22 protein-coding genes are annotated in these 22,371 nt (G+C 63.7%); 14 read left to right on the forward strand and 8 right to left on the reverse strand.

All coding sequences use genetic code 11. The annotated features are described in order from the left end of the window. Nucleotide 1: 1 nt before the first annotated feature. Both FE851_RS02445 and FE851_RS02450 read right to left on the reverse strand, forming a co-directional pair. The gene (locus tag FE851_RS02445; protein ID WP_145199553.1) at nt 2-1,351 is read right to left on the reverse strand and encodes a M48 family metalloprotease; all 1,350 of its coding nucleotides are present in this window, start codon (nt 1,349-1,351) and stop codon (nt 2-4) included. Nucleotides 1,352-1,479: 128 nt separating this feature from the next. Continuing rightward, entirely contained in the window at nt 1,480-4,185 is a 2,706-nt protein-coding gene (locus FE851_RS02450) for a ribonuclease E/G (protein ID WP_409994468.1), read from the reverse strand. A gap of 552 nt (nt 4,186-4,737) precedes the next feature. On the opposite strand from FE851_RS02450, the gene FE851_RS02455 reads away from it, so the two are divergent. The 6 genes from FE851_RS02455 (at nt 4,738) to FE851_RS02480 (ending at nt 11,537) form a co-directional block, all read left to right on the forward strand. After that, nucleotides 4,738-6,018 (forward strand): N-acetylmuramoyl-L-alanine amidase, encoded by a 1,281-nt coding sequence (locus tag FE851_RS02455; RefSeq protein ID WP_145199556.1) that lies wholly within the window; start codon nt 4,738-4,740, stop codon nt 6,016-6,018. Between the two features lie 93 nt (nt 6,019-6,111). Continuing rightward, nucleotides 6,112-8,646: a penicillin-binding protein 1A gene (locus FE851_RS02460; protein WP_145199558.1), complete on the forward strand. Its 2,535-nt coding sequence runs from the start codon at nt 6,112-6,114 to the stop codon at nt 8,644-8,646. A gap of 209 nt (nt 8,647-8,855) precedes the next feature. Further along, entirely contained in the window at nt 8,856-9,206 is a 351-nt protein-coding gene (locus FE851_RS02465; protein WP_315850615.1) for an endonuclease domain-containing protein, read from the forward strand. 84 nt (nt 9,207-9,290) lie between these two features. Next, complete coding sequence (gene prfB, locus FE851_RS02470) at nt 9,291-10,418, forward strand: peptide chain release factor 2 (protein WP_145199564.1); 1,128 nt, start codon at nt 9,291-9,293, stop codon at nt 10,416-10,418. 1 nt (nt 10,419) lies between these two features. Then, the gene (locus FE851_RS02475) at nt 10,420-11,148 is read left to right on the forward strand and encodes a class I SAM-dependent methyltransferase (protein WP_409994469.1); all 729 of its coding nucleotides are present in this window, start codon (nt 10,420-10,422) and stop codon (nt 11,146-11,148) included. Nucleotides 11,149-11,228: 80 nt separating this feature from the next. After that, nucleotides 11,229-11,537, forward strand: coding sequence for a PilZ domain-containing protein (locus FE851_RS02480; protein ID WP_145199566.1), 309 nt, complete (start codon nt 11,229-11,231; stop codon nt 11,535-11,537). Here the strand turns inward: FE851_RS02480 and FE851_RS25965 are convergent. From FE851_RS25965 to FE851_RS02490, 3 genes are read right to left on the reverse strand one after another with little or no spacing between them, the layout of a single operon-like run. Then, entirely contained in the window at nt 11,534-11,689 is a 156-nt protein-coding gene (locus FE851_RS25965) for a hypothetical protein (protein WP_017181447.1), read from the reverse strand. The two genes, FE851_RS02480 and FE851_RS25965, sit on opposite strands and share 4 nt — an antisense overlap. A 16-nt stretch (nt 11,690-11,705) precedes the next feature. Continuing rightward, a complete protein-coding gene (locus tag FE851_RS02485) occupies nt 11,706-12,416 on the reverse strand; it encodes a hypothetical protein (RefSeq protein ID WP_145199569.1) in 711 nt (236 codons plus the stop codon). A 31-nt stretch (nt 12,417-12,447) separates the two neighbouring features. Continuing rightward, nucleotides 12,448-13,668 (reverse strand): toxic anion resistance protein, encoded by a 1,221-nt coding sequence (locus FE851_RS02490; protein ID WP_145199572.1) that lies wholly within the window; start codon nt 13,666-13,668, stop codon nt 12,448-12,450. Between the two features lie 216 nt (nt 13,669-13,884). On the opposite strand from FE851_RS02490, the gene typA reads away from it, so the two are divergent. The 8 genes from typA (at nt 13,885) to FE851_RS02525 (ending at nt 20,576) form a co-directional block, all read left to right on the forward strand. Further along, a complete protein-coding gene (typA, locus tag FE851_RS02495) occupies nt 13,885-15,702 on the forward strand; it encodes a translational GTPase TypA (RefSeq protein WP_017181444.1) in 1,818 nt (605 codons plus the stop codon). A 93-nt stretch (nt 15,703-15,795) separates the two neighbouring features. Next, complete coding sequence (locus FE851_RS25970) at nt 15,796-15,963, forward strand: hypothetical protein (RefSeq protein ID WP_019053516.1); 168 nt, start codon at nt 15,796-15,798, stop codon at nt 15,961-15,963. Nucleotides 15,964-16,141: 178 nt separating this feature from the next. After that, nucleotides 16,142-16,633: a response regulator transcription factor gene (locus FE851_RS02500; RefSeq protein ID WP_017181442.1), complete on the forward strand. Its 492-nt coding sequence runs from the start codon at nt 16,142-16,144 to the stop codon at nt 16,631-16,633. A 65-nt stretch (nt 16,634-16,698) separates the two neighbouring features. Beyond that, complete coding sequence (locus FE851_RS02505; protein WP_017181441.1) at nt 16,699-17,046, forward strand: hypothetical protein; 348 nt, start codon at nt 16,699-16,701, stop codon at nt 17,044-17,046. Between the two features lie 89 nt (nt 17,047-17,135). Beyond that, entirely contained in the window at nt 17,136-17,528 is a 393-nt protein-coding gene (locus FE851_RS02510; protein WP_145204036.1) for a hypothetical protein, read from the forward strand. Next, nucleotides 17,506-17,979 (forward strand): hypothetical protein, encoded by a 474-nt coding sequence (locus tag FE851_RS02515; protein WP_019053514.1) that lies wholly within the window; start codon nt 17,506-17,508, stop codon nt 17,977-17,979. Before FE851_RS02510 ends, FE851_RS02515 begins: the two co-directional genes overlap by 23 nt. A 157-nt stretch (nt 17,980-18,136) precedes the next feature. Beyond that, nucleotides 18,137-19,462, forward strand: coding sequence for a NupC/NupG family nucleoside CNT transporter (locus FE851_RS02520; RefSeq protein WP_145199575.1), 1,326 nt, complete (start codon nt 18,137-18,139; stop codon nt 19,460-19,462). 67 nt (nt 19,463-19,529) lie between these two features. Further along, on the forward strand, nt 19,530-20,576 hold the full coding sequence (locus tag FE851_RS02525; RefSeq protein ID WP_130752405.1) for a DUF1176 domain-containing protein: 1,047 nt from the start codon (nt 19,530-19,532) through the stop codon (nt 20,574-20,576). A 6-nt stretch (nt 20,577-20,582) separates the two neighbouring features. On the opposite strand, the gene FE851_RS02530 is transcribed toward FE851_RS02525, so the two are convergent. The 3 genes from FE851_RS02530 to FE851_RS02540 form a co-directional block, all read right to left on the reverse strand. Then, on the reverse strand, nt 20,583-21,431 hold the full coding sequence (locus FE851_RS02530) for a GGDEF domain-containing protein (RefSeq protein WP_145199578.1): 849 nt from the start codon (nt 21,429-21,431) through the stop codon (nt 20,583-20,585). Between the two features lie 126 nt (nt 21,432-21,557). After that, nucleotides 21,558-22,127 carry a cob(I)yrinic acid a,c-diamide adenosyltransferase gene (locus FE851_RS02535; RefSeq protein ID WP_019053511.1) on the reverse strand — a complete coding sequence of 190 codons (570 nt, stop codon included), beginning with the start codon at nt 22,125-22,127 and terminating at the stop codon, nt 21,558-21,560. A gap of 8 nt (nt 22,128-22,135) precedes the next feature. Continuing rightward, entirely contained in the window at nt 22,136-22,369 is a 234-nt protein-coding gene (locus FE851_RS02540; RefSeq protein WP_017181434.1) for a twin transmembrane helix small protein, read from the reverse strand. Between the last annotated feature and the right edge of the window lie 2 nt (nt 22,370-22,371).

Raw genomic sequence — 22,371 nt, forward strand, 5'->3', positions numbered from 1 at the left:
TTTATCGTTTCTTCCGCTGCTGCTCGATCGCGGCGCGCGATACCATCGCGATATCCTGCGCCCGCAGATAGTCAACCGTGCCCGGCTTCAACCCCTGCATCGCCGCATCCGCACTGCGCAGCGCCATCGGATGCTGGCCCATCATCGCGTATCGCTCTGCCGTCGCCAGAGCCGCGCGTGGCGTATCGCCCCGCCGCTCATAGACGACGCCCAACTGATACCAGGCGAAGGGATTTTCCCGATCGCGGGCCACCGCCAGCCGCAAAACCTGCTCGGCCTCGGCAAAATTCGCCTCATCCTCGGTCGCGATCAGCGCATGGGCCAGCAGCACGGAAATCAGCGGCTGGTTGGTCAGCCGCACCGCTTCCCGCAGCGGTGCAATCGCGTCCTTGGGGCGGCCGCTTTCCAGCAATATCTGGCCTTTCAGCTCCAGAAAATAGGGATCGTCGGGCATCGCCGCCAGCAGTGCGTCGGCTTCATAGAGCGCGCGTTGCGGATAGGCGCTTTTGTGCCAGGCATAGGCCCTGGCATAATGCGCCGGGATCGACTGGTCGCTTTCGGGATATTTGATCAGGGTCTGGGTGGGTTCCGACACGAAGCCGACCAGCTTGGCCTTGATCCGCTCGAACCGTGCCTCCAGCGCCTTGTCGACCGGCTTGTCCCACGCTGGATCGACCGTATAGACCTCGCGCAGCACATTGATGCGTTCCCCCGACAGGGGATGGGTGCGGCCATAGCTGTTGTCCTGCGGTATCGCGAGGCGATATTCCTGATTTTGCAGCTTCTTGAAGAATTCCAGGCTTCCCCGGCCGCTGATGCCCGCCGTGCTCAGATAGCGCGCGCCCGCCAGATCGGCGGAGCTTTCCTGACCGCGCGAAAAAGCCAGGAATTTGGACATCGCCGCCTGCTGGCCGAGGCCCATAATCCCCATGCCCGCTTCCGCGCCGCCCGCTGCGATGGCGGCGGCCCCCAGCACCAGGCTGAGCAACGTCACGCCGGTCGCTTCGCGAATCCCTTCGCCAAAGCGGACGATATGGCCGCCCTCTATATGGCCCAGTTCATGCGCCACCACGCCCTGCAACTGGTTCACATTGTCGGCTTGCGCGATCAGCCCGCTATGCACCCACACATATTGGCCGCCAGCGACGAAGGCGTTGATTTCGGGATCGTTGATGACCAGCACCTGGACATTGCGCGGGGCCATGCCCGCCGCCTTGACGAGCGGCGCGGACATGTCTGCCATGAACGCCTCTGTCTCGGCATCGCGCAAGATGCTCTGCGCCAGCGCCGGGCGCGCCATCAGCATGAACACGCCCAGCAGAAGGGCAAGCCATCGGATCAATCGGACCATCACGCGCCGCCCATGCCATGCAGGCCATGAACCGCCGGTGAAGCGGCGCGCCAAACGAAAAACGCCGCTGCCGACCGGGCATGACCGGATAAGCAGCGGCGCTTGTTCATGGGCGAGCGATCCGGCTTTTATTGGCCGAACGTACGCTGCCACCAGCCGCGACGCGGCGTGCCATCGTCATTGACGCCTTCGGATTCGCTCTCCGCCGCGACAGGCTCGGCGGCAGGCGCTTCCTCGGCCGGAGCCGGTGCCTCGACGGCAGGCGCGGCCGCTTCGGCTTCCGCTGCGACATCGGCCTTCTTGCGACGGGTGCGCTTGGGCTTGGCAGGGGCTTCTTCGGCAACCGGCGCCTGGGCCGCGGCCGCTTCCGCCGCAGCGGCATCAGCCTCAATCTGCGCCTTGGTGCGCCGACCACGGCGGGGCTTGGCTGGCGCCTTTTCGGCCACGACCTCTACCGGAGCTTCGGCTGCAACCTCGGCGGGCGCGTCCTCGGCGACGGCTTGGGTTGCGGGCGCGCTGTCGGCCTTGGGCTTGCGGGCGCGGGGGCGACGACGGGTCTTGGGCGCTTCCTCGGCGGGCGCTTCCTCGACCGCAGCCTCTTGGGCCACGGCGTCTTCGGCGACAGGTGCGTCCTCGGTCACCGCCTCGGCGGTTTCCACGTTCGCATCGGTTGCCGCTTCACCGCCTTCACGACGACGGCGACCGCCACGGCGACCACGGCGGCCACGACGACGGGCAGCGCCTTCTTCCTCGGCTTCGACGGGGGTGACGGCGGCTTCCGCCTCGCCATCACTGTCCTCGTCCGCTTCATCGGCGCCCACTTCCTGTGCCTCACCGGCCTCGTCCGCAGCTTCGCCCTCGACGCGATTTTCATCGCGCTGGCCGCCACGACGGCGACGGCGGCGACGGCGACGGCGGTTGCCATCGCGATCCTCGCCCCGGTCGCCCCGCTCGGAACGGTCGCGCTCGGCGGCGGCCTCTTCCTCTTCCTCGGCTTGCGGCTCTTCTTCTTCCTCTTCTTCCTCGATCAGGTCGAGTTCGTCGTCATCCTGATCCATCGGCGCATAGGTCACGACGCGTTCGGGGCGCGGGCCGCTCGGCTCGACCGACATGCGTGCGCCCTCCACCTCGCCATCGGGCAGGACGATGATGCTGACGCCGTAGCGCTGCTCGATCTCGTCCAGTTCGCGACGCTTGTTGTTGAGGACGTAGAAGGCGGCTTCCTGGCTGGCGCGCAGCGTGATGATGCTGCCGCGACCCCGCGCCGCTTCCTCTTCCAGCATGCGCAGCGCGGACAGGCCCGCCGACGATGCGGTGCGGACCAGGCCGGTGCCTTCGCAATGCGGACACTGGCGGGTCGACGCTTCCAGCACGCCGGTGCGCAGGCGCTGGCGGCTCATTTCCATCAGGCCAAAGCCCGAAATCCGGCCGACCTGAATGCGCGCGCGATCGTCCTTCAGCGCTTCCTTCATCGCCTTCTCGACCTTGCGGATGTTGGAGTTCACCTCCATGTCGATGAAGTCGATGACGACCAGACCAGCCATGTCGCGCAGGCGCAACTGACGCGCAATCTCGCGCGCCGCTTCCAGATTGGTCGCAACGGCGGTCTGCTCGATGCCATGCTCGCGGGTCGACCGGCCGGAGTTGATGTCGATCGACACCAGAGCTTCGGTCGGGTTGATGACCAGATAGCCGCCCGATTTCAGCTGCACGACCGGGTTGTACATGGCGGCCAGCTGATCCTCGACACCGGCGCGCTGGAACAGCGATACCGGGTCGGCATAGCCCTTCACCTTGCGCGCATGGCTGGGCATCAGCAGGCGCATGAAGTCCTTGGCGGCCTTGTAACCATGCTCGCCCTCGACAATGACTTCCTCAATATCCTTGTTGTAGATATCGCGGATCGCCCGCTTGATCAGGTCGCTGTCATTGTGGATCAGCGCCGGGGCGGCCGACTTCATCGTATTTTCGCGGATTTCGTCCCACAGCCGGGCGAGATAGTCGAAGTCGCGCTTGATCTCGACCTTGGTGCGCTGAAGGCCGGCAGTCCGCACGATGCAGCCCATCGACGAGGGCAGCGCCATGTCGGCGATGATCGACTTCAACCGCTTGCGGTCCGCCGCATTGCTGATCTTGCGCGAAATGCCGCCGCCGTGCGACGTGTTGGGCATCAGCACGCAGTAACGACCGGCCAGCGACAAATAGCTGGTCAGCGCCGCGCCCTTGTTGCCGCGCTCTTCCTTGACGACCTGGACCAGCAGCACCTGGCGGCGCTTGATGACGTCCTGAATCTTGTAGCGGCGGCGCAGCGCCATCCGCTTGCGGCGCAGTTCGTCGGCGGCATCGTCGCCACCCCGGCTACGGCCACGCCCGCGACCATTGCCGCGCCCGCCTTCGCCTTCGGCCTGTTCGCCGCTCTCCTGCTCGTCATGCGCATCGTCATCATCATGATGATGGGTCGCCTCGACGGTTTCGACGCTGCCGCCTTCGCCGTCCTCGTCATCTTCATCGTCCAGATCGGCGCGCAGCGCAGCCTCTTCCTCGGCATGGGCGCGTTCTTCGCGCAACAGCGCTTCGCGGTCCTCACGCGGGATCTGATAATAGTCGGGATGAATTTCGCTGAAAGCGAGGAAGCCGTGACGGTTGCCGCCATAATCGACGAAGGCGGCCTGCAACGAAGGCTCGACCCGCGTTACCTTGGCCAGATAGATATTGCCCTTGAGCTGCTTGTGCTCAGCGGACTCGAAGTCGAATTCCTCGATCCGGTTACCCTTGACGACCGCGACACGGGTTTCTTCCCGGTGGCGCGCATCGATCAGCATACGCATTGTCATGTAATAGTCTCCGGCGTGGACGGGCTGCGGCACTTGGCCGCGCCGCCACGCGATAGTGAAGGGACGGCCGCGTGCGCGCCGAAAGGGGCGCAGGTTGCGACATCGTCCAGGTTTGAAGGAAATATTGCGCGTCTGCTGCGTCGGCAGGGCCGGACAATTCGCCGGGCCGGACCATCCACGCCGCATCGCCCGTTACCGGGGCAAGCGTGGAATGGAATTCATGCCTCATGCAGCGTCAACCTGTTACTGGCATCCTGTGGCGCGCAGGGTGCGCGCCGATGCCGCTCTTGTTTCCCCGCATCGCCACCGTGAAACAGGCTAGTCTTGCGGGAATATGAATGGGTAGCAGTCAAAGACCCACGGGGCAACGGCTGCCTGAAATATTATGTCGTGTTCGCGTCTGTTCAAAAATGGGCGGAGCAAAGCCCGTTCCAAACCAGCACCCGTATCGCCGCTCGTGCTGAAAATCCCGTTAACCCTCTCATTTTACGGAGCCACAACAGGCTTTGCTTAATCCGGGGTTTAGCGTGGGGACGCTGAACGGATAAGCGCATGACATTTGGCTGGACGGCCCGCATCCATGCGATGCACAAGCGGCGCATGTTACAAAGCCTTGCCCTTGCAAGCACTCTGACGATGGCGGCGCCCGGCAGCGCCGGCGGCATTTATGCCGTCGATGTACGCGACGATCGCGTCATTGTTCGTTTCGACGATCGGGTCGATGGCGCGTCAGCCTTCCTGCTCGATACGCCACGCCGTATCGCGCTCGACATCAGCGGCGCGCAGATCAGTCGCGGCCAGTTCGCCCCCGGCAATGGCACGATCGCCGCAGTGCGTCAGGGCCAGTTGAGCGAAAGCACCGCCCGCGTCGTTCTCGATCTCGCCAGCCCGGCGACGCTGGGCGATGCGCAGATCGCGCCCGATGGCAAATCGCTCAGCTTCTCGCTCAAGGGCGCGACCGACAGCGTCTTTCGCACGGCGGTGGGTAGGGGCCGCACCAATTTCGACGCGCCCGCCAATATGAGCGCCCGGCCGCGAAAGCGGCTCCATTCGATCACCGTGCCGATCCCGTCCATGGCGCGCGGCGTCGCGCTGCCGCCGATCGAGGGCGCGCGTGACGGCGCCCGCCCCCTGATCGTGATCGATGCGGGCCATGGCGGCCATGATCCGGGCGCGATCAACAAGGACAATGGCAAGCGGGAAAAGGATGTGACGCTAGCCATCGCCCAGGCGATCCGCGACCAGTTGGTCAAGTCGGGCCGCGTGCGCGTGGCGCTGACGCGCGACGATGACAAATATCTCGTGCTTCAGGAACGCTATGGCATCGCCCGCAAGCTGGGCGCAGACCTGTTCATTTCGATCCATGCCGACGCAGCGGAAAATGCCGACGCGCATGGAGCGACCGTCTATACATTGTCCGAAACCGCTTCCGATCGCGAAGCGGCGCGTCTGGCGGCGCGGGAGAATAAGGCGGACATCATCAATGGCGTGAACCTTGGCGGCCAGTCGGGCGACGTCTCCTCGATCCTCATCGACCTGACCCAGCGCGAATCGATGAACATCTCGGCCAATTTCGCGCGCCTGCTCCAGCGCGAAGCATCGCCTTATGTGCCCTTCCGCAGCGCCTATCACCGTTTTGCTTCTCTAATGGTGCTAAAGGCGCCCGATACGCCATCGGTCCTGTTTGAAACCGGCTATATCAGCAATGCCGAGGACGCGGCCTTTCTCGCCTCGCGCGAGGGGCAGCAGAAAATCGCCCGCGGCGTCGCCCGCGCGATCGAGGTTCACTTCGCCCGCAAGCTTGCGATGCACGGCGGCGCGGCCGGGGGCTGACCGCGCCAAAACGCGTCGCTGGCGGGGAAGGGGGGCAGGTTCGACGATCTGCGCTGGCCTTGGCGGCAATTTGACCTTAGAGCCTGATCCGTCATGGAAGAGGCCCGTTCCAATCCGCCCGCATCGTCCTTTGCCTATCGCCTGCGTCGCGACGCAGGGGGCGTGCTGGATCGTCTGCGCCCGCTCTGGCAGCGCCGCCTGTTTCGCTGGAGCGCGATCTTGCTGGGCGGCTTCCTGCTCTTTTGCGCGCTGTTCTGGCTGATCTTCGCGCGCGGCTTGCCCGACGCGGCGACGCTGCTGGAATATGAGCCGCCGCTGCCTACCATCGTGCGCGACATTAATGGCCAGCCGGTTCACAGCTATGCCCGCGAACGGCGCGTCCAGTTGCAATTCAGCGATTATCCCCCGCAACTGATCCACGCCTATCTGGCGGCGGAGGACAAGACATTCTTTGACCATCATGGCGTCGACTTCCCCGGTTTTGCTGGGGCCGTGCTTGATTATGCCAGCAAATTGGGGTCCGGCCAGCGCGCCCGCGGCGGATCGACCATTACGCAGCAGGTGGCCAAGAATCTGCTGATCGGCGACGAATATTCGCCCACGCGCAAGGTGAAGGAGATGATCCTGGCGTGGCGCATGGAAAATGTGCTGACCAAGCAGCAAATCCTCGAACTCTATCTCAACCAGATATTTCTGGGTCGAAACGCCTATGGCGTACAGGCTGCCGCGCGCGCCTATTTCGACAAGGACGTCGCGGACCTCAAGCTCCACGAAATGGCCTATCTGTCGATCCTGCCCAAGGGGCCGGCCAATTACCGCCCCGAAAGCGCGACCGGCCATGCCCGCGCGATCGAACGGCGTAACTGGGCGCTGGGCGAAATGGTGAAGAATAATTGGATCACCCCTGCACAGCGCGACGCGGCCGTTGCCCAGCCGCTCGGCACCGTTGCCGCGCACGGCTCCGGCTTCGACGCGCGGGCAGGCGGCTATTATATGGAAGAAGTGCGCCGCCGCCTGATCAGCCTGTTCGGCGAAAAGGCGAGCGATGGTCCCAACAGCGTCTATGCCGGTGGCCTGTGGGTCCGCAGCCCCTATGATCCGGTGGTGCAGGAAAGCACCAAGAATGCGCTGCGCGGCGGGCTGTTGCGTTTCGACGCCGGGCGCGGCTGGTCCGGCCCGGTCGGTCATATCAAGATAGACAATGGCTGGGAGCGGGAACTGGCCGCCAGCTATATCGACGTCGATTATGCGGATTGGCGCGTCGCCGTCATCGTCAGCCGCACATCGACCGACGCGCAGCTTGGCTTTGCCGACGGCAGCACGGGCACTCTCCCCGCCAGCGCCGCGCAGAGCCCCTATCGCAAGACAGGTGGTCCGGCCTTCTCTGCAATGAAGCCCGGCGACCTGATCGTCGTTGCGCGCAATGGATCGAACTGGGCGCTGCGTTCCATTCCCGAAGTGTCGGGCGGCATGATGGTGGAGGAGGTTCATTCGGGCCGCATCCGCGCGATGCAGGGCGGCTTTGATTCGCGCCTGTCCTCCTACAACCGTGCCACCCAGGCGCTGCGCCAGCCCGGTTCGACCATCAAGCCCTTCGTCTATGCCGCCGCGCTCGACAGCGGCATGACCCCCGCTTCGATCATCGTCGATGGGCCGCTGTGCGTCTATCAGGGCGCGGGCCTTGGCCAGAAATGCTTTCGCAATTTCTCCGGCGGCAGCGCCGGACCGCAGACGATGCGCTGGGGCGTCGAACAGTCGCGCAACCTGATGACCGTGCGGGCCGCCAGCCAGACGGGCATGGAGCGGGTCGTCCGCACCATCAAGGGCATGGGGATTGGCGACTATCAACCCTATCTGTCCTTCGCGCTGGGCGCGGGTGAAACCACGGTCGAACGCATGGTCAATGCTTATGCGGCGCTCGCCAATCAGGGGCGGCAATTCCCCTCGCGCGTGATGGATTATGTGCAGGACCGGCGTGGCAAGGTCATCTGGCCCGAACGCTGGCGCGCCTGCGATGGCTGCAACATGGCCAATTGGGATGGCAAGCCGATGCCGCGCTTCGGTTTTGAGGGCAAGCAGGTGATGAACCCGATGACCGCCTATCAGGTCGTCCACATCGCCGAAGGCGTTGTCCAGCGCGGCACTGCCACCCTACTGGCCGACCTTAAGCGTCCGCTCTTCGGCAAGACCGGCACCACGAACGGCCCGACCAATGTCTGGTTCGTCGGCGGATCGCCCGATCTCGTCGCTGGCGTCTATATCGGCTATGATCAGCCGCGCAGCCTTGGCGGCTGGGCGCAGGGCGGCCGCATCGCCGCGCCGATCTGGAAGGCGGCGATGGCCCCGATCCTGGAAACCATGCCAAAGACGCCCTTCATCGCTCCTGCGGGCATCCGCATGGTCGCGATCGACCGGCGGTCGGGCAAGCGCGTGTACGGCGCCTGGCCGACCAGCGAACCCAAGGCGGCGGTCATCTGGGAAGCCTTCAAACCCGAATCCGAACCCCGCCGCACGATCCGCAAGGAAGAGGCTGAGGAACAAGCCAAGGTCGCCGCCACCCGCGCCGCCAGCCGCACCAGAGCGCGCACCGACAGCGAATTCCTGTCCGATCAGGGCGGGATTTATTGAGGTTTGACAGGCCGACTTTCTGCTGAACTAACTGATACCAAAGTCGGATATTTTTGCGATGGCCGCATGATGTGGCTTCGGGACTATCTGTGAAATTCCTCCCCTGGCAGGGAAGGTAGCTGGTCGCAGGCCAGACGGAGGGGTAGGGTGCGGCCATGCTCCACGGCCCGAAAGACACGCAACGCCGCGCCCGAACGCTTCGCCATACCATGACTTTGCCCGAAGTCTTGCTCTGGCAGCCACTGCGCGCGCGCCCGGCTAATCTTCGCTTCCGCCGTCAGCATCCCGCAGGCATTTACGTTTTGGACTTCTTCTGCCCACGACACCGGCTTGCGATTGAGGTCGATGGCGAGATTCATGGGCGCGGCGACCAGCCCAAACGTGACGCCGTGCGCGATGCTTGGTTGGTGGGCGAGGGGATCAAGGTGGTCCGCATCCCCGCCGCCGATGTCCTGCGTGATCTGGAGGCGGTTGTGCTCCACATCATCGCCCAGGCGCGGGGAGAGCTACCCCTCCGACGGACCTTGGGTCCGCCACCTCCCCCGTCAGGGGAGGATTGATCTTCCCAAATTGGCAGGCCTCGGATAGGGGCAGGCGTTTAAGGCGTTCCTCAGTCGACGCATCTGCATATCTGGAGACCACCCATGCGCGCCGAAGCGCTGCAATATATTGACCGCATCGACGCCGCGCTTGCCCTGCTGCGCCAGTCGCTCGACTGGGACCGTGCGCTGCGCCGCCTTGACGAGTTGAACGCGCGCGTCGAGGATCCGACCTTGTGGGACAATGCCAAGCTGGCGCAGGAGGTCATGCGGGAGCGGACCAGGCTGGACAGCGCCATCGGCGCGACCCGTGCCATTGCATCGGAAAAGTCCGACACTGCCGAACTGATCGAAATGGCGGAAGCCGAAGGTGACGAGGACATGGTGTCCGAAGCCATCGCGGCGCTGAAGGCGCTGGCCGACCGCGCGGACGAGGACAAGATCAGGGCGCTGCTGTCTGGCGAGGCCGATGGCAGCGACACCTATCTGGAAATCCATGCCGGTGCTGGCGGTACCGAAAGCCAGGACTGGGCCGAAATCCTCAGCCGCATGTATCGCCGCTGGGCCGAACGGCGCGGTTACAAGGTCGAACTGGTCGATTATCAGGCGGGCGATCAGGCGGGCATCAAGTCCGCGACCTTCCTGATCAAGGGCGAGAATGCCTATGGCTATGCCAAGACCGAAAGCGGCGTCCATCGCCTGGTCCGCATCAGCCCCTATGACAGCGCCGCGCGCCGCCATACCAGCTTCTCGTCGGTCTGGGTCTATCCCGTGATCGACGATGATATCGACATTGAAGTCAAGGAATCCGACCTCAAGATCGACACCTATCGCGCGTCAGGCGCGGGCGGGCAGCATGTCAACACGACCGATTCGGCCGTCCGCATCACCCATATCCCGTCCGGCATCATCGTCGCGTCGCAGAATGACCGTTCGCAGCACAAGAACCGCGCAACCGCGATGAACATGCTCAAGGCGCGCCTCTACGAAGCGGAACTGGCCAAGCGCGAAGCCGTGACGGCTGGCGAATATGCCGCCAAGACGGAGATTGGCTGGGGCCACCAGATCCGTTCCTATGTGTTGCAACCCTATCAGCTGGTGAAGGATCTGCGCACCGGGGTCACCTCGACCGCGCCCGACGACGTGCTGGACGGCGCGCTTGATCCCTTCATGGCCGCAGCGCTCAGCCAGAAGGTGACCGGCGAAAAGGTCGATGTCGAGGATGTCGACTGACATGAGGATGCGGGCGGTTCTGGCGGGCGTGCTTGCCTTGCTCACCGCCTGCGACCGCCTGTCGCCCGGTAACGAAACGGAGCGTTCCCCCGCTGCCGCGCCTTTCCCGCTCGCGGACCGCCCGGTGGCCCCGATCGTGTCGACCCGCTGGTCGAGCGAGGAGGCCCGCGACCGGGTGAATGAGGCGGAGGATATTATGGACCGCGCCGGAATCCGTCCCGGCATGACCGTCGCGGATATTGGCGCGGGCGAGGGCTATTATACCGTGCGGCTGTCGGCCCGTGTCGGCAAGAACGGGCGGGTGCTGGCAGAGGATATCATGCCGGAAGTGATCGAGGCGCTGTCGCGCCGCATCACACGCGAAAAGCTGGACAATGTCAGCGTGAAGCTGGGCGCGCCCGAAGATCCCCGCCTGCCGGTCAACAGCTTCGACCGCATCTTGATGGTGCATATGTATCATGAGATTGCCGAACCTTATGCCTTTCTCTGGCACCTCAGCCCGGCGCTGAAAAAGGATGGCGAACTGATCGTCGTCGATTCCAACAGGCCGACCGAACAGCATGGCACGCCGCCGCGCCTGCTTGCCTGCGAACTGACGGCAATGGGCTTCCGATTGGAAGAGGTCATCCCCAAGCCGAGCGCAGGGGGCTATTTCGCCCGTTTCCGCCGCATCGCGGCTCGGCCCGACCCGTCCAGTATCGTCACATGCGCCTATCGCAGCGAAAATTAGGGTTAACGCCGCCCTGATCCTTTCTGGTGATTGGCTGTTGCTCGCAACTGCAATATGACGGTGTCGGGGAGATTCCCATCATGACGGACCATGCATCGCTCGCCCCCTCCGGGACCAAACCCCGCATCGCCGCGCGGCACAAGATGTTCGAGCCGGTGGTGCTGCACCTGCGCGGTATGCCGCTGCGCGCGCATATATTGGATCTCTCGACAACCGGCGCGCTTGCCCATTGCGATCGTCCGCCGTCCACCGGGGATCGCGTCATGATAGAGACGAAAGGGATCATGGTCGTCGCCCATGTCGTATGGGTCCGCGCCAAGCGTTTCGGCGTGCATTTCGACATCGCCTTGTCCGACGCCATGGTGGCCGGCCTTGTAAACGGCCTTTAGTCCCTGCGCCGCCAGCGCCGGAATAACGAAACCCCCAATATCCCGCTGCCCACCACCGCCGCGATCGCACCGCCTGCGGACGCCAGCGCCCACGCGCCTGCCGCCAGCAACCCGGTCAGGAAATCGACGATGATAAGGGTTAAGTGGATCATCCGGGAAAGGATCGGGCTATTGCCCCAATTCCTTCGCCTCCTGATATTTCAGTTCCAGAAAGCGGTTTTGCGTCGCCAGCTTGTCCAGATCGCCGCTGGCCAGGCTCTCGCTCATCCGCCCGATCTCCGCGTCGATTACCGCCAGCCCCTCGACCAACTGCTTTTCGGGCACCCGGCCATTGCGTTCCTCCCGCCGCAACGGCTGCGGGATCGACTGATAGCCTGTCACCAGTTCGGGCAGATGATCCGCCAGCAGCCTGCGAACTTCCAGGGCCGCGGGGTCTTGCGGTCCCAGCTTTTCCAGTTGTGGCGACAATATCTCCAGCTTCGTGCCGATACTGTCGACCAGTGTTGCTGCTGGGGCCGGCAGTGCCTTGCGCTGATTTTCCAGCCAGATTTCGGTCTGGAGCGGCAGGGCGGTGAGCGGCGTTTCCGCCAGTGCCTCGGTCCGCACGCGGGTTTCCGTCGGCAGCAGGCCGATCAGCAACAATGCAGCGATCACCACCCCCAGTGCGATCATCACGCCGGTCGTCCCCAGCGGCACGACAAAGCCCGCGACCGCGCTGCCCAATATCACCGCCAGCACCGCCCAGAAGGCATATTTGACTTTGCGGATCAGCCCCGCATTGCGCCGCTGTCGCGCCCGCGCGGTCAGGCTCTGCCCGCGCTCGCTATGACGCCGCAGCACCGCTTCGGCATCGGCCAGCACGCGATCGGACCGGCTCATAACGGCCACCGGGTGTTGCTGGTGAACATCCTCATCCCTCGATCGCACTCAGCAGGGGATTGTCGGCCCGCGCTTCCTTCGACGCCTGCGCCTGACCCTCGGCCCTTGCGATATAGCCCTTGGACTTTTCGACCTCGTTCGACAGCGTCGTCACCGTCGTTTTCATATTCTCCAGCGCCTTGAGCTTGAACGTGTCGATATTGTCCATCGTGTCGTAGATATTCTGGAACGCGCGCTGCAACGTCTCGATCGGGATCGTGCTTGATGCGGCCTGCTCGTGAATCTGGGCGGTCTGGCTCTTGAGCAATTCGCTGGTCGAATCGATCATGTTCGCAGTCGTCGTGTTCAGCGCGCTGATCTGCTCCAGCACCAGCCGCTGACCCACCAGCGCCTGCGCCACCGTCACAGCGGTGCGCAGCGCCGCGACCGTCGTGGTCGACGCGCGGTCGACGCCCTTGACCAGTTCGACATTATTCTTCTTCACCAGATCGAGCGCCAGATAGCCTTGCACCGTCACGGCCATCTGGGTCAGCAGATCCTGCGTGCGCTGGCGAATGTAGAACAGCGCGCTCTCGCGGATCGCCTTCGCCTTGGTCGGGTCGGTCGAATCCAGTTCCAGCGCCTTGGCTTCCAGCCGCGCGTCCATCGTCTTGCTGATATGGATCATCTGTTCCAGACGGCCCATTGTCGCCCACATATTCTGCCGCTCGACATCGATCGCGGCATTGTCCTTGATCAGCGTGTCCTTGCCGCTGGCCAGCGATCCCAGGATGGAATTGATGTGGCTCTGCGCGCTTTTATAGCTGTCGAAATAGTCGCGCATCTTGTTGCCGAACGGAATGATGCCGAACAGCTTTTTGCGGCTGGTCAGGCTGCCGCGCTTGCCGGGGTCCAGATCCTCGACCGTGCGGCGCAGTTCGGCCAGGTCCGCGCCGACCTTGCTGTCGCTGTCCATCGCCCGCACCGGCCGGTCGAGGAAACGGTTGCTATGCCCCGCGGCCTCGGCAATTTCCTTGCGCCCCATATTGGTCAACTGGTCGACCCGCGCGCCGAACGCGGGCGAATTGGAATCCTGCGCCACAAGATCGTCGATGAAGGCGTCAACCTTCTCGTCCAGCTTGGATTTCTTCTCCGCATCGATCGGCACCAGCCCCGCTGCCCGCTCCGCGCTCACGACAGGCACCGGATCGGGCGGCGTCAGGTTGAACGGATCGCTGGAGGATGTCGTCGTCGCAGTAGCGGTCGTGGCCATGATATCTCCCTTGGTGTCATATTGATATAGAACACCCGCGCTTCAAGGCGCAATCGGCAGGATAAACATAGGGGCCGTGCCGTCCAGTGGGAAGCGCGCCATATGTCGCGCCTGCCACGCGCCCTTGCCGCAACGCATCATTTCCTGTAGGGGCGCGCCCGAAGCCTCTGTGTGACCTTGTGTCGGCCAGGGGAGCCCATATCCCAAAGGCAAGACATGTCCCTGCGTAATATCGCGATCATCGCGCACGTCGATCACGGCAAGACCACCCTCGTCGATCAGCTTTTCCGCCAGTCCGGCACGTTCCGCGACAATCAGCGCGTTGAAGAGCGGGCGATGGACAGCAACGATCTCGAAAAAGAGCGCGGCATCACCATCCTGGCCAAGCCGACCTCGGTCGAATGGGAAGGCACCCGCATCAACATCGTCGACACGCCCGGCCACGCCGACTTTGGCGGTGAAGTCGAACGCATCCTCTCGATGGTCGATGGCGTCGTCCTGCTGGTCGATTCGTCGGAAGGCGCGATGCCGCAGACCAAGTTCGTCACCGGCAAGGCGCTGGCGCTGGGCCTGAAGCCGATCGTCGTCGTCAACAAGGTCGATCGCCCCGACGAACGGATTCAGGAAGTGCTGGACGAAGTGTTCGATCTGTTCGTGTCGCTCGATGCGACCGATGAGCAGCTTGATTTCCCCGTCCTCTATGCGTCGGGCCGCAACGGCTACGCCAACGAAGATGCGTCGATGCGTTCAGGTACGCTGACCCCGCTGTTCCAGAAGATCGTCGACCATGTGCCGCCGCCAGCGCTCGACGTCGATGCGCCCTTCACCTTCCTGGTGACCCTGCTCGATCGCGACAATTTTCTTGGCCGCGTGCTGACCGGCCGCGTCACCAGCGGCAAGGTGCGCGCCAACCAGGCAATTCACGCGCTCGACATGGACGGCAAGATCATCGAAACCGGTCGCGCGTCCAAGATCATGGCGTTTCGCGGCCTCGATCGCGTGCCTGTCGAAGAAGCGCAGGCCGGTGACATTATCAGCCTTGCCGGGCTGGCGGTCGCAACCGTGGCGAACACGATTGCCGACGTTTCCGTGACCGAGCCGATCCAGGCCCAGCCGATCGATCCGCCGACCCTGTCGATGCGCTTCGCCGTCAATGATTCGCCCATGGCCGGCCGCGAAGGCTCCAAGGTGACGAGCCGCATGATCCGCGATCGTCTGGAGCGCGAAGCCGAATCCAACGTCGCGATCAAGGTGACGGAATCGGAGGACAAGGACAGTTTCGAAGTGGCTGGCCGCGGCGAACTTCAGCTTGGCGTGCTGATCGAAACGATGCGCCGCGAAGGGTTTGAACTGTCGATCAGCCGCCCGCGCGTGCTGTTCGACACGGACGAGGACGGCAACAGGACCGAGCCTTATGAAACCGTCATGATCGACGTGGACGATGAATTTTCCGGCACGGTTGTCGAGAAGATGAATCTGCGCAAGGCGGAGATGACCGACATGCGCCCGTCGGGTGGCGGCAAGACCCGCATCACCTTCTCCGCCCCGTCGCGCGGCCTGATCGGCTATCATGGCGAATTTCTGTCGGACACGCGCGGCACCGGCATCATGAACCGGCTCTTCGAAAAATATGGTCCGCACAAGGGACCGATCGAAGGCCGCAAGAATGGCGTCTTGATCTCCAACGGATCGGGCGAGGCCAATGCCTACGCCCTGGGCCCGCTCGAAGAACGCGGCATTCTGATGGTGGGCGTTGGGGAAGCGCTGTATGAAGGCATGATCATCGGCCAGAACGCCAAGACCGAAGATCTGGAAGTCAATCCGATGAAGTCGAAGGCGCTCACCAATTTCCGCGCCAGCGGCAAGGATGACGCGGTCCGCCTGACGCCGCCCTGGAAGATGACGCTGGAACAGGCCATCGCCTATATCGACGACGATGAACTGGTCGAAGTCACGCCCAAGACCATTCGCCTGCGCAAGCGCTACCTCGATCCGAACGAGCGCAAGCGCATGAGCCGGTCCAAGGCAGCCTGATCAAGCCTCCCCCTTTGCGGGGGACCGACCGGCCAGACCGGCACGGGGGCGGGCGGCAACGCTCCGCCCCCATATTTTTGAAGGAGCCGGAACATGGCCGACCTCTATCTCAAAGCCCTGACGTCCGAGCGCCGCGCTCTATGGGCCGAATGCCGCCTCAAGGGATTGGCCAAGGACACGCCCCAACGTCAGCGAATCGTCGAGATTGATGCGCTGCTCGCCGCGCACAAGGCGAAACAGGATGGCAAACCGCGCGCCTGATCGTCGGGACCACGTACCTACGTACGTAACTAGATTGCATATCACTACCCTCTCATGTCACTTTAGCCACTAGCGCAAACCGAATCGCAACCTTGCGGGTGTGATATGCTTTGGCTGGACCTTGTGATGCCTGTAGCTTGTTGACGGGCAAAAGCGTCCACGCAGGAGGAACGAAGGAGTGGCCGAAACCCTGCCAGCCTTGAGCGAGGGTGAAAAGCAGTGCCTGCGGCTGGTGTCGCAGGGCTTCAATTCCAAGGAAATCGCGCGACAGCTGCATGTGTCGGAACATACGGTGGATCAGCGCGTCCGCACCAGTTTGCGCAAGTTCGGCGTCCCGTCCCGCAAGGAAGCAGCACGCCTGTTTGTTTCGATTGAGCAACCACAGCCCCAAACTGGCACATATCAGCCTTTGATACATCAATCGCAGCGGCTTGCGTCCGATGCATCTCCTGCGTCATCCATCGCTCAGCCGGACAGGCCGGATGAGCAGACGGAACGAAAAGGGTTCCTGCGACGCATCCTCGCCTTCGGCCCACCGCTAGGGGGATCGATCAATGAACTGAGTATCGATGGCCGCATATTGGCGATGATCCGCGCCGCCGTACTGACCGGCGTTGGTGTCGTCACTTTGCTGCTGCTCATTGCCGGGGCCTTCAAGGCACTGGCCTGATCCTTCCTGTATCGCCACGCTGAAAACGCACCGCCTCGCATGGCGCCGTGCGAAGGAGATGACTTGTGCTCAATCTTGATCCCGCAAAGACCCAGGCCGTCGCCGATCAGACCAAGCAGGCTTTTGCCTCGCTGGACGGCGCGCTGGTCGATACCGCGCACCTCACGACCGCTTTTCTCGCTGCCGCTCAGGATTCAGGCCTTACCGCCGCCGAAAGCCAGCGCATCATCCTGCGCATCCATGAAAGCGCGACCAAGATTATCGAAGGGCGCAGCGACATGATCCGCGCGACGGCCCTGCTGACCCGTTGCATCGAACAAAGCCAGCATGCAGTCACCGCCTTCGGATGCCCGTTGGGAATGGACGCGCCCGCTCAGGACGATGTGCAGCGCCACCTGACCCTGGTCGCTTGACCAGGTGGAGCCGTCGGCATTGGATACACGTTTGATTTCTCCCCCCTCTCAACGGTGATCAAATGCTGGCGGCTTCTTTTTGGCTTTTGATGCTTTTAACCTGCGCCTTCGCACTGGCCTTTGGGGGGCGGGACGGGCGGCGCTTCGTTGTCATTTCGGCGGCGGCGGTGCTGCTCACCATTCCCGCCCAACTCGCCGGGTCGTGGCAGGCGACGCAATATTGGCTGATGACGGTCGACCTGTTCACCTTTGTCGCATTGCTCTGGCTGATGCTGCACAGCCAGCGCTACTGGCCGGTATGGGTCTCCGCCTGTCAATTGATGACGGTGCTGTCCCATGTCGCGACCCTGCTGCTGCAAAGTTTTTCAGACCGCATCTATGAAGGGCTGAGTACGGTCTGGATCATCCCCCTCATGCTGTTTGCCATCATCGGCATCGAACTTGATCGAAAGTCGCTCCATGACCGCGCATATTCCGCCTGAGAGCATCGTCCCCAGCCAGGAGGCGGCCGACCTGATCGTCGCGCTGCAACGCTGTCTCTCCAATGTGCATGCCCGGCAGGAGGATGCGGCGGTTCTGGATGGCACTGGGGAGGGCCATCTGGCCGCGCTTTCGCGCTATATCGAAGCTCGGCGCGCGCGTGCCACGCTGCTAGGTCCGAACCTGTTCAGCGATCCCGCCTGGGACATACTGCTCCTCCTCTATCAGTCCGGGCTGAACGGACAAGCGCTGACGCTGGAGCAACTGAGCGAACAATCGCGCCTGTCGATGAGCGTCATCGTCGGGCAAGTCGGCGTTCTGGAAAGGCGCGGCCTTCTGGACGAACATCAAACCTCGCCCAACAGCCGCCGGCGCCGCGCCGTGCGCCTTTCGCCGCTGGCGGTAGATGCCATGTCCTCCTGGTCGTCGCTCGCGTTCGACGCAAACGGCTGACGCGCCCACCGGCGCCGTGCGCCATCTGCCAGGCATTGCGAGGATGTTCGCTGCCACCGGGGCGATCGGGACGAACAGCTATCCCTCAACTCAGGCTGGCCATGCCCGCGCTCCGCTCATATAGTCGCGCGCAACATCCTTCCCGCGAAAGCCTTTCATGCATCTTCTCATCGGTCTTGCGGGCATACTGCTCATCCTTGCCATCGCCATTGCCCTGTCGTCCGACCGTCGCGCCATCCGGCTCCGCGTCGTCGGCGCGGCCTTCCTGTTGCAGGCGGGTATTGCCCTGATGGTTCTCTATGTTCCTGCCGGGCGCGCGGTCATTGCGGGCATGTCGAAGGGCGTGTCCAATCTTCTTGGCTATGCGCAGGCGGGCACCAATTTCATCTTCGGCCCGCTTGCCAGTCCCGAAATCGGCGGGGCCAGCTTCGCCATTGCTGCGCTGCCCGTCATCATCTTCTTCGCCAGCCTCGTGTCGATCCTCTATTATCTGGGGGTCATGCAGTTCATCGTCCGCTGGGTTGGCGGCGCGATCGAGGCGGTGACCGGCGTGTCGAAGGTGGAAAGCCTGTGCGCCGCCGCCAATATCTTCGTGGGGCAAAGCGAGAGTCCGCTCGTCATCCGCCCGTATCTGGCGGGCCTCACCCCGCCGCAATTGTTCACGGTGATGACCAGCGGCATGGCAGGCGTTGCCGGCACGATCCTCGCCGCATACGCTTCCATGGGGATCAAGATCGACTATCTCCTCGCCGCCAGCTTCATGGCCGCGCCCGGCGGGCTGCTAATGGCCAAGATCATGATGCCCGACACGCGGCTTCCGGTGCAGGGCGAATTGCCGCTGGGTGACGATCCCGACATTCATCTGCCCGAAACCCGGATCAGCGGGGCAGGGCCTGCCGCCTTGCTGCCCGAAGGAACGCCGGGCGAACCCATGCCGGTCGCTAGCCATGACGAGGAAAAGCCCGCAAACATCATCATGGCCGCCGCGCAAGGGGCGCAGACCGGCGTGAAACTCGCCGTCGCGGTCGGCGCGATGGTGCTGGCCTTCGTCGCGCTGGTGGCGCTGGCCAACGGCATATTGGGCGGCATTGGCAGCATGTTCGGCTACCCGACGCTCAGCTTCCAGCAACTGCTGGGCTATGTCTTTTCGCCGGTCATGTATCTGCTCAATATCCCTTGGGAGGAAGCGCAGGTCGCAGGCGGCCTGTTCGGCACGAAGGTCGTGCTCAACGAATTCGTCGCCTATATCAATCTGGGCCAGGTGCAGGGCGCGCTGTCCCCGGCCAGCATCGCCATCGTCACCTTCGCCCTGTGCGGCTTTGCCAATTTCAGCTCGATCGCGATCCAGATGGCGGTGACCGGCAACCTCGCCCCCAACCAGCGCCCGATGATCGCCAAACTTGGCCTCAAGGCGCTGGTCGCGGGCAGCCTCGCCAACCTGATGAGCGCCGCGCTGGCGGGACTGATGCTCAGCCTGCGCTGATCGGTCATTATCCACCCGCAACGTTTGACTCTATCGCTGCCTCCATAAATCTATTATGGTTAACCCCATGGGGGCAAAGACAGTTTTCGCGGCCGCGCTGGCGGTTTCGCTCGGATCGCCAATGGCGTTGGCGCAGGCGCCAAAGCCGGGCCGGTTGGAAACCTATAAGGACTGGACGATCGGCTGCGACAATCGCAACCGATGCGAAGCGGTCTCGCTGTTGCCCGAAGGCGGCGATCTGCCCGACATACCGTTGATGATCGGCATCGTCCGCGCCGCCGGACCCGATGCCCAGACCGAAGTCTGGATCAGCCGGGAGGGCAAGGGCCAGGCCGATGTCACCCTGTCCGTCGATGGCCGCAAGATCGCCAGCGCCATTGCCCGCGACGGCGAAGCCACGATCCGCGGGCCGCAGGCATCTGCGCTCGCCATCGCCATGGCGCGGGGCACGAGTATGGAGGTGCGCGCGGGCGCCAGGCTGCTTGGCCGTCCCTCGCTCGCCGGATCAGGCGCGGCGCTGCGCTATATGGACGCGCGGCAGGGCCGGGCAGGGACCACGACCGCATTGGTCGCGACCGGCACGCTTGGCCCGACGGCTGTAAAGCCCGCGCCCGTAGCACCCGCCATTCGCCGCGCGCTCGTCCCGGCCGGTCCAGCGCCCGCCGCCCTGTGGCGTGAGGAATTGACCGCGCTCGGCAAATATACCGGCTGCACCGACGACATGCGCAGCGATCAGACCCCGGACCTGCAACGCCTTTCCAAGACCGAAACCCTCATCCTCGTCCCCTGCGGATCGGGCGCCTATAATTTCTCGTCCGTGCCGGTCATCGCCACTGGCGTTCCGGGCCGCCGATCCTTTCGCTTTGCCGCTTTCGATTTCAAGCCGGGCTGGAGCGAGGAGGCGGGCCATCCCATGCTGGTCAATGTCGGCTGGAGCCCGGAAAAGTCCCGGCTGGACAGTTTCGCCAAGGGCCGTGGCCTGGGCGATTGCGGCGGCAGCGAAGCCTATGTCTGGGACGGTCAGCGCTTCCGCCTGATCGAGGCGACCAGCATGGGCGAATGTCGCGGCGCCTGGCACTGGATCACGACCTGGACCGCGCGCGTCGTCGAATAGACGGCGTCACACCATCTGCACGACCGGCCCCGCGCGACAGATGCGGTCGCGCCCCGACTGTTTGGCGTCATAGAGCGCCGTGTCCGCCGCGCTCAATGCGCCGTCCACCGCATCCCCGGCCCATCGGGACAGACCGGCGGAAAAGCTGATCGGGCGGCCATGAATCCGGCCGATCGGGTCCAGCCGCATCTGGTTGGCGATACGCGCCAGCGACCAGCAGGCTTCATCCTCTGCCGCGCCATGAAAGAAGACGACAAATTCCTCGCCACCCCAGCGCGCGACCCGATCGACGCGGCGCAACTGCGCGGACAGGCGGTCGGCAAAGGCGGCCAGCACCCGGTCGCCCTCATCATGGCCCAGCTGGTCGTTGACCTGCTTGAAATGATCAATGTCGATGATCGCGAGACAGCCGCGGCGCTGGTCGTGGGGCAGGGCGTCGATCTGCGCCAGAAAGCCGCGCCGGTTGGCAACCCCCGTTAGCGGGTCTTCATGCGCGGCGACATGCAGGTCGTCGATCTGCGCCCGTGTCGTGCTGGCGGCGCGATGGACCCCGGCATAGAGCGTCTGGATCACGTCGCCGACTTCCGGCAGCGCGGCATCCGCCTTGCCGTTGAACGTCTCCGCCAGCGCATGAATGGGGTTGAGCAACGCCCCCATGCCAATCAGCGCGATCGCTGTGCCAAACAGCGTCATCAGCGTCAGCAGGACAAATTCGGTCAGCGCGATCCGTCCGGTCATTAGCCCCCAACCACAATAGCCCAGCAGCGGCAAATGGGTGGCGATGAAACAGAGGGTGAAGAGGCGCAGGCGCAGCGAGCGCGGAAAAATGAATGACGTCGCGAGATAGAAATGCATGAAAGGCCCCGTAATTGCGAATGGTGCGCAAAGTCAGGGGGGCGACTGAATGCTTTCCCAACAAACAGGGTTAATTTGGCCAGGTGGGACGAGCCGTGCCGTAGCTGAGTCAGACGGGGGCGATTGTCATCGCGATCCGCCCGGCACCCATTTGATATCGGTAGCGCCATTATCATTCACGCGGCGCGCCAGCACGAACAGCAGGTCCGACAGCCGGTTGAGATAGGCCAGCGCCTGCGGGTTCAGGGCCACGTCCGTCGCGGCTGCGGTTGCGCTGCGTTCGGCCCGGCGCGTGATCGCACGGGCCAGGTGGATGGCGGCGGCGGCAGGCGACCCGCCGGGCAGGATGAAACTGTCGAGCGGGGCCAGATCGGCATTCATCGCGTCGATATGGTTTTCCAGCCGCTCGACCTGGCTGGCAATGATCCGCAAGGCCCATGGTTCGTCCGCACCGTCGGGGACAGGCGTCGCGAAATCCGCGCCCAGATCGAACAGGTCGTTCTGGATCGTCGTCAGCCAGGCCGCTTCCGGCCTGTCGCCCATTGCAATGATCGCCAGCCCGATCGCGCTGTTGGCCTCATCGACATCGCCCACCGCCTGCATGCGCGGCGCATGCTTGGGCAGTCGCGATCCATCGACAAGCCCGGTCGTCCCCGCATCGCCGGTACGGGTGTAGATCTTGTTCAGCTTGACCATGGAATCGGCTAATTGCCCTTGGACAAGAGCAGGATCGCGACGATGATGATCGCCGCCGCCTGAAACAGCACGCGGTTCAGCATCATCTTATTCTGTTTGAGCCGCGACGGGCTTGGCCCGCTGCCTTCGGGCGCGTTCAATTCCTCCTTGGTGACCTGAAGGAAGGAGATGATGCCGCGGATCAGCGCAAACAGCGTTGCGCCCATGGCTAGGATGAGGGCGATGACAAGGACGGTGTTCATGG

It is taken from the genome of Sphingobium sp. B2, assembly GCF_007693735.1.
Classification (GTDB): domain Bacteria; phylum Pseudomonadota; class Alphaproteobacteria; order Sphingomonadales; family Sphingomonadaceae; genus Sphingobium; species Sphingobium xenophagum.

What these genes read in the sequence shown, in the direction of transcription:
- FE851_RS02445 (WP_145199553.1), bottom strand. Translation starts at nt 1,351, where the DNA reads ATGGTCCGATTGATCCGATGGCTTGCCCTTCTGCTGGGCGTGTTCATG.
- FE851_RS02450 (WP_409994468.1), bottom strand. Translation starts at nt 4,185, where the DNA reads ATGACAATGCGTATGCTGATCGATGCGCGCCACCGGGAAGAAACCCGT.
- FE851_RS02455 (WP_145199556.1), top strand. Translation starts at nt 4,738, where the DNA reads ATGACATTTGGCTGGACGGCCCGCATCCATGCGATGCACAAGCGGCGC.
- FE851_RS02460 (WP_145199558.1), top strand. Translation starts at nt 6,112, where the DNA reads ATGGAAGAGGCCCGTTCCAATCCGCCCGCATCGTCCTTTGCCTATCGC.
- FE851_RS02465 (WP_315850615.1), top strand. Translation starts at nt 8,856, where the DNA reads ATGACTTTGCCCGAAGTCTTGCTCTGGCAGCCACTGCGCGCGCGCCCG.
- prfB (WP_145199564.1), top strand. Translation starts at nt 9,291, where the DNA reads ATGCGCGCCGAAGCGCTGCAATATATTGACCGCATCGACGCCGCGCTT.
- FE851_RS02475 (WP_409994469.1), top strand. Translation starts at nt 10,420, where the DNA reads ATGAGGATGCGGGCGGTTCTGGCGGGCGTGCTTGCCTTGCTCACCGCC.
- FE851_RS02480 (WP_145199566.1), top strand. Translation starts at nt 11,229, where the DNA reads ATGACGGACCATGCATCGCTCGCCCCCTCCGGGACCAAACCCCGCATC.
- FE851_RS25965 (WP_017181447.1), bottom strand. Translation starts at nt 11,689, where the DNA reads ATGATCCACTTAACCCTTATCATCGTCGATTTCCTGACCGGGTTGCTG.
- FE851_RS02485 (WP_145199569.1), bottom strand. Translation starts at nt 12,416, where the DNA reads ATGAGCCGGTCCGATCGCGTGCTGGCCGATGCCGAAGCGGTGCTGCGG.
- FE851_RS02490 (WP_145199572.1), bottom strand. Translation starts at nt 13,668, where the DNA reads ATGGCCACGACCGCTACTGCGACGACGACATCCTCCAGCGATCCGTTC.
- typA (WP_017181444.1), top strand. Translation starts at nt 13,885, where the DNA reads ATGTCCCTGCGTAATATCGCGATCATCGCGCACGTCGATCACGGCAAG.
- FE851_RS25970 (WP_019053516.1), top strand. Translation starts at nt 15,796, where the DNA reads ATGGCCGACCTCTATCTCAAAGCCCTGACGTCCGAGCGCCGCGCTCTA.
- FE851_RS02510 (WP_145204036.1), top strand. Translation starts at nt 17,136, where the DNA reads ATGCTTTTAACCTGCGCCTTCGCACTGGCCTTTGGGGGGCGGGACGGG.
- FE851_RS02515 (WP_019053514.1), top strand. Translation starts at nt 17,506, where the DNA reads ATGACCGCGCATATTCCGCCTGAGAGCATCGTCCCCAGCCAGGAGGCG.
- FE851_RS02520 (WP_145199575.1), top strand. Translation starts at nt 18,137, where the DNA reads ATGCATCTTCTCATCGGTCTTGCGGGCATACTGCTCATCCTTGCCATC.
- FE851_RS02525 (WP_130752405.1), top strand. Translation starts at nt 19,530, where the DNA reads ATGGGGGCAAAGACAGTTTTCGCGGCCGCGCTGGCGGTTTCGCTCGGA.
- FE851_RS02530 (WP_145199578.1), bottom strand. Translation starts at nt 21,431, where the DNA reads ATGCATTTCTATCTCGCGACGTCATTCATTTTTCCGCGCTCGCTGCGC.
- FE851_RS02535 (WP_019053511.1), bottom strand. Translation starts at nt 22,127, where the DNA reads ATGGTCAAGCTGAACAAGATCTACACCCGTACCGGCGATGCGGGGACG.
- FE851_RS02540 (WP_017181434.1), bottom strand. Translation starts at nt 22,369, where the DNA reads ATGAACACCGTCCTTGTCATCGCCCTCATCCTAGCCATGGGCGCAACG.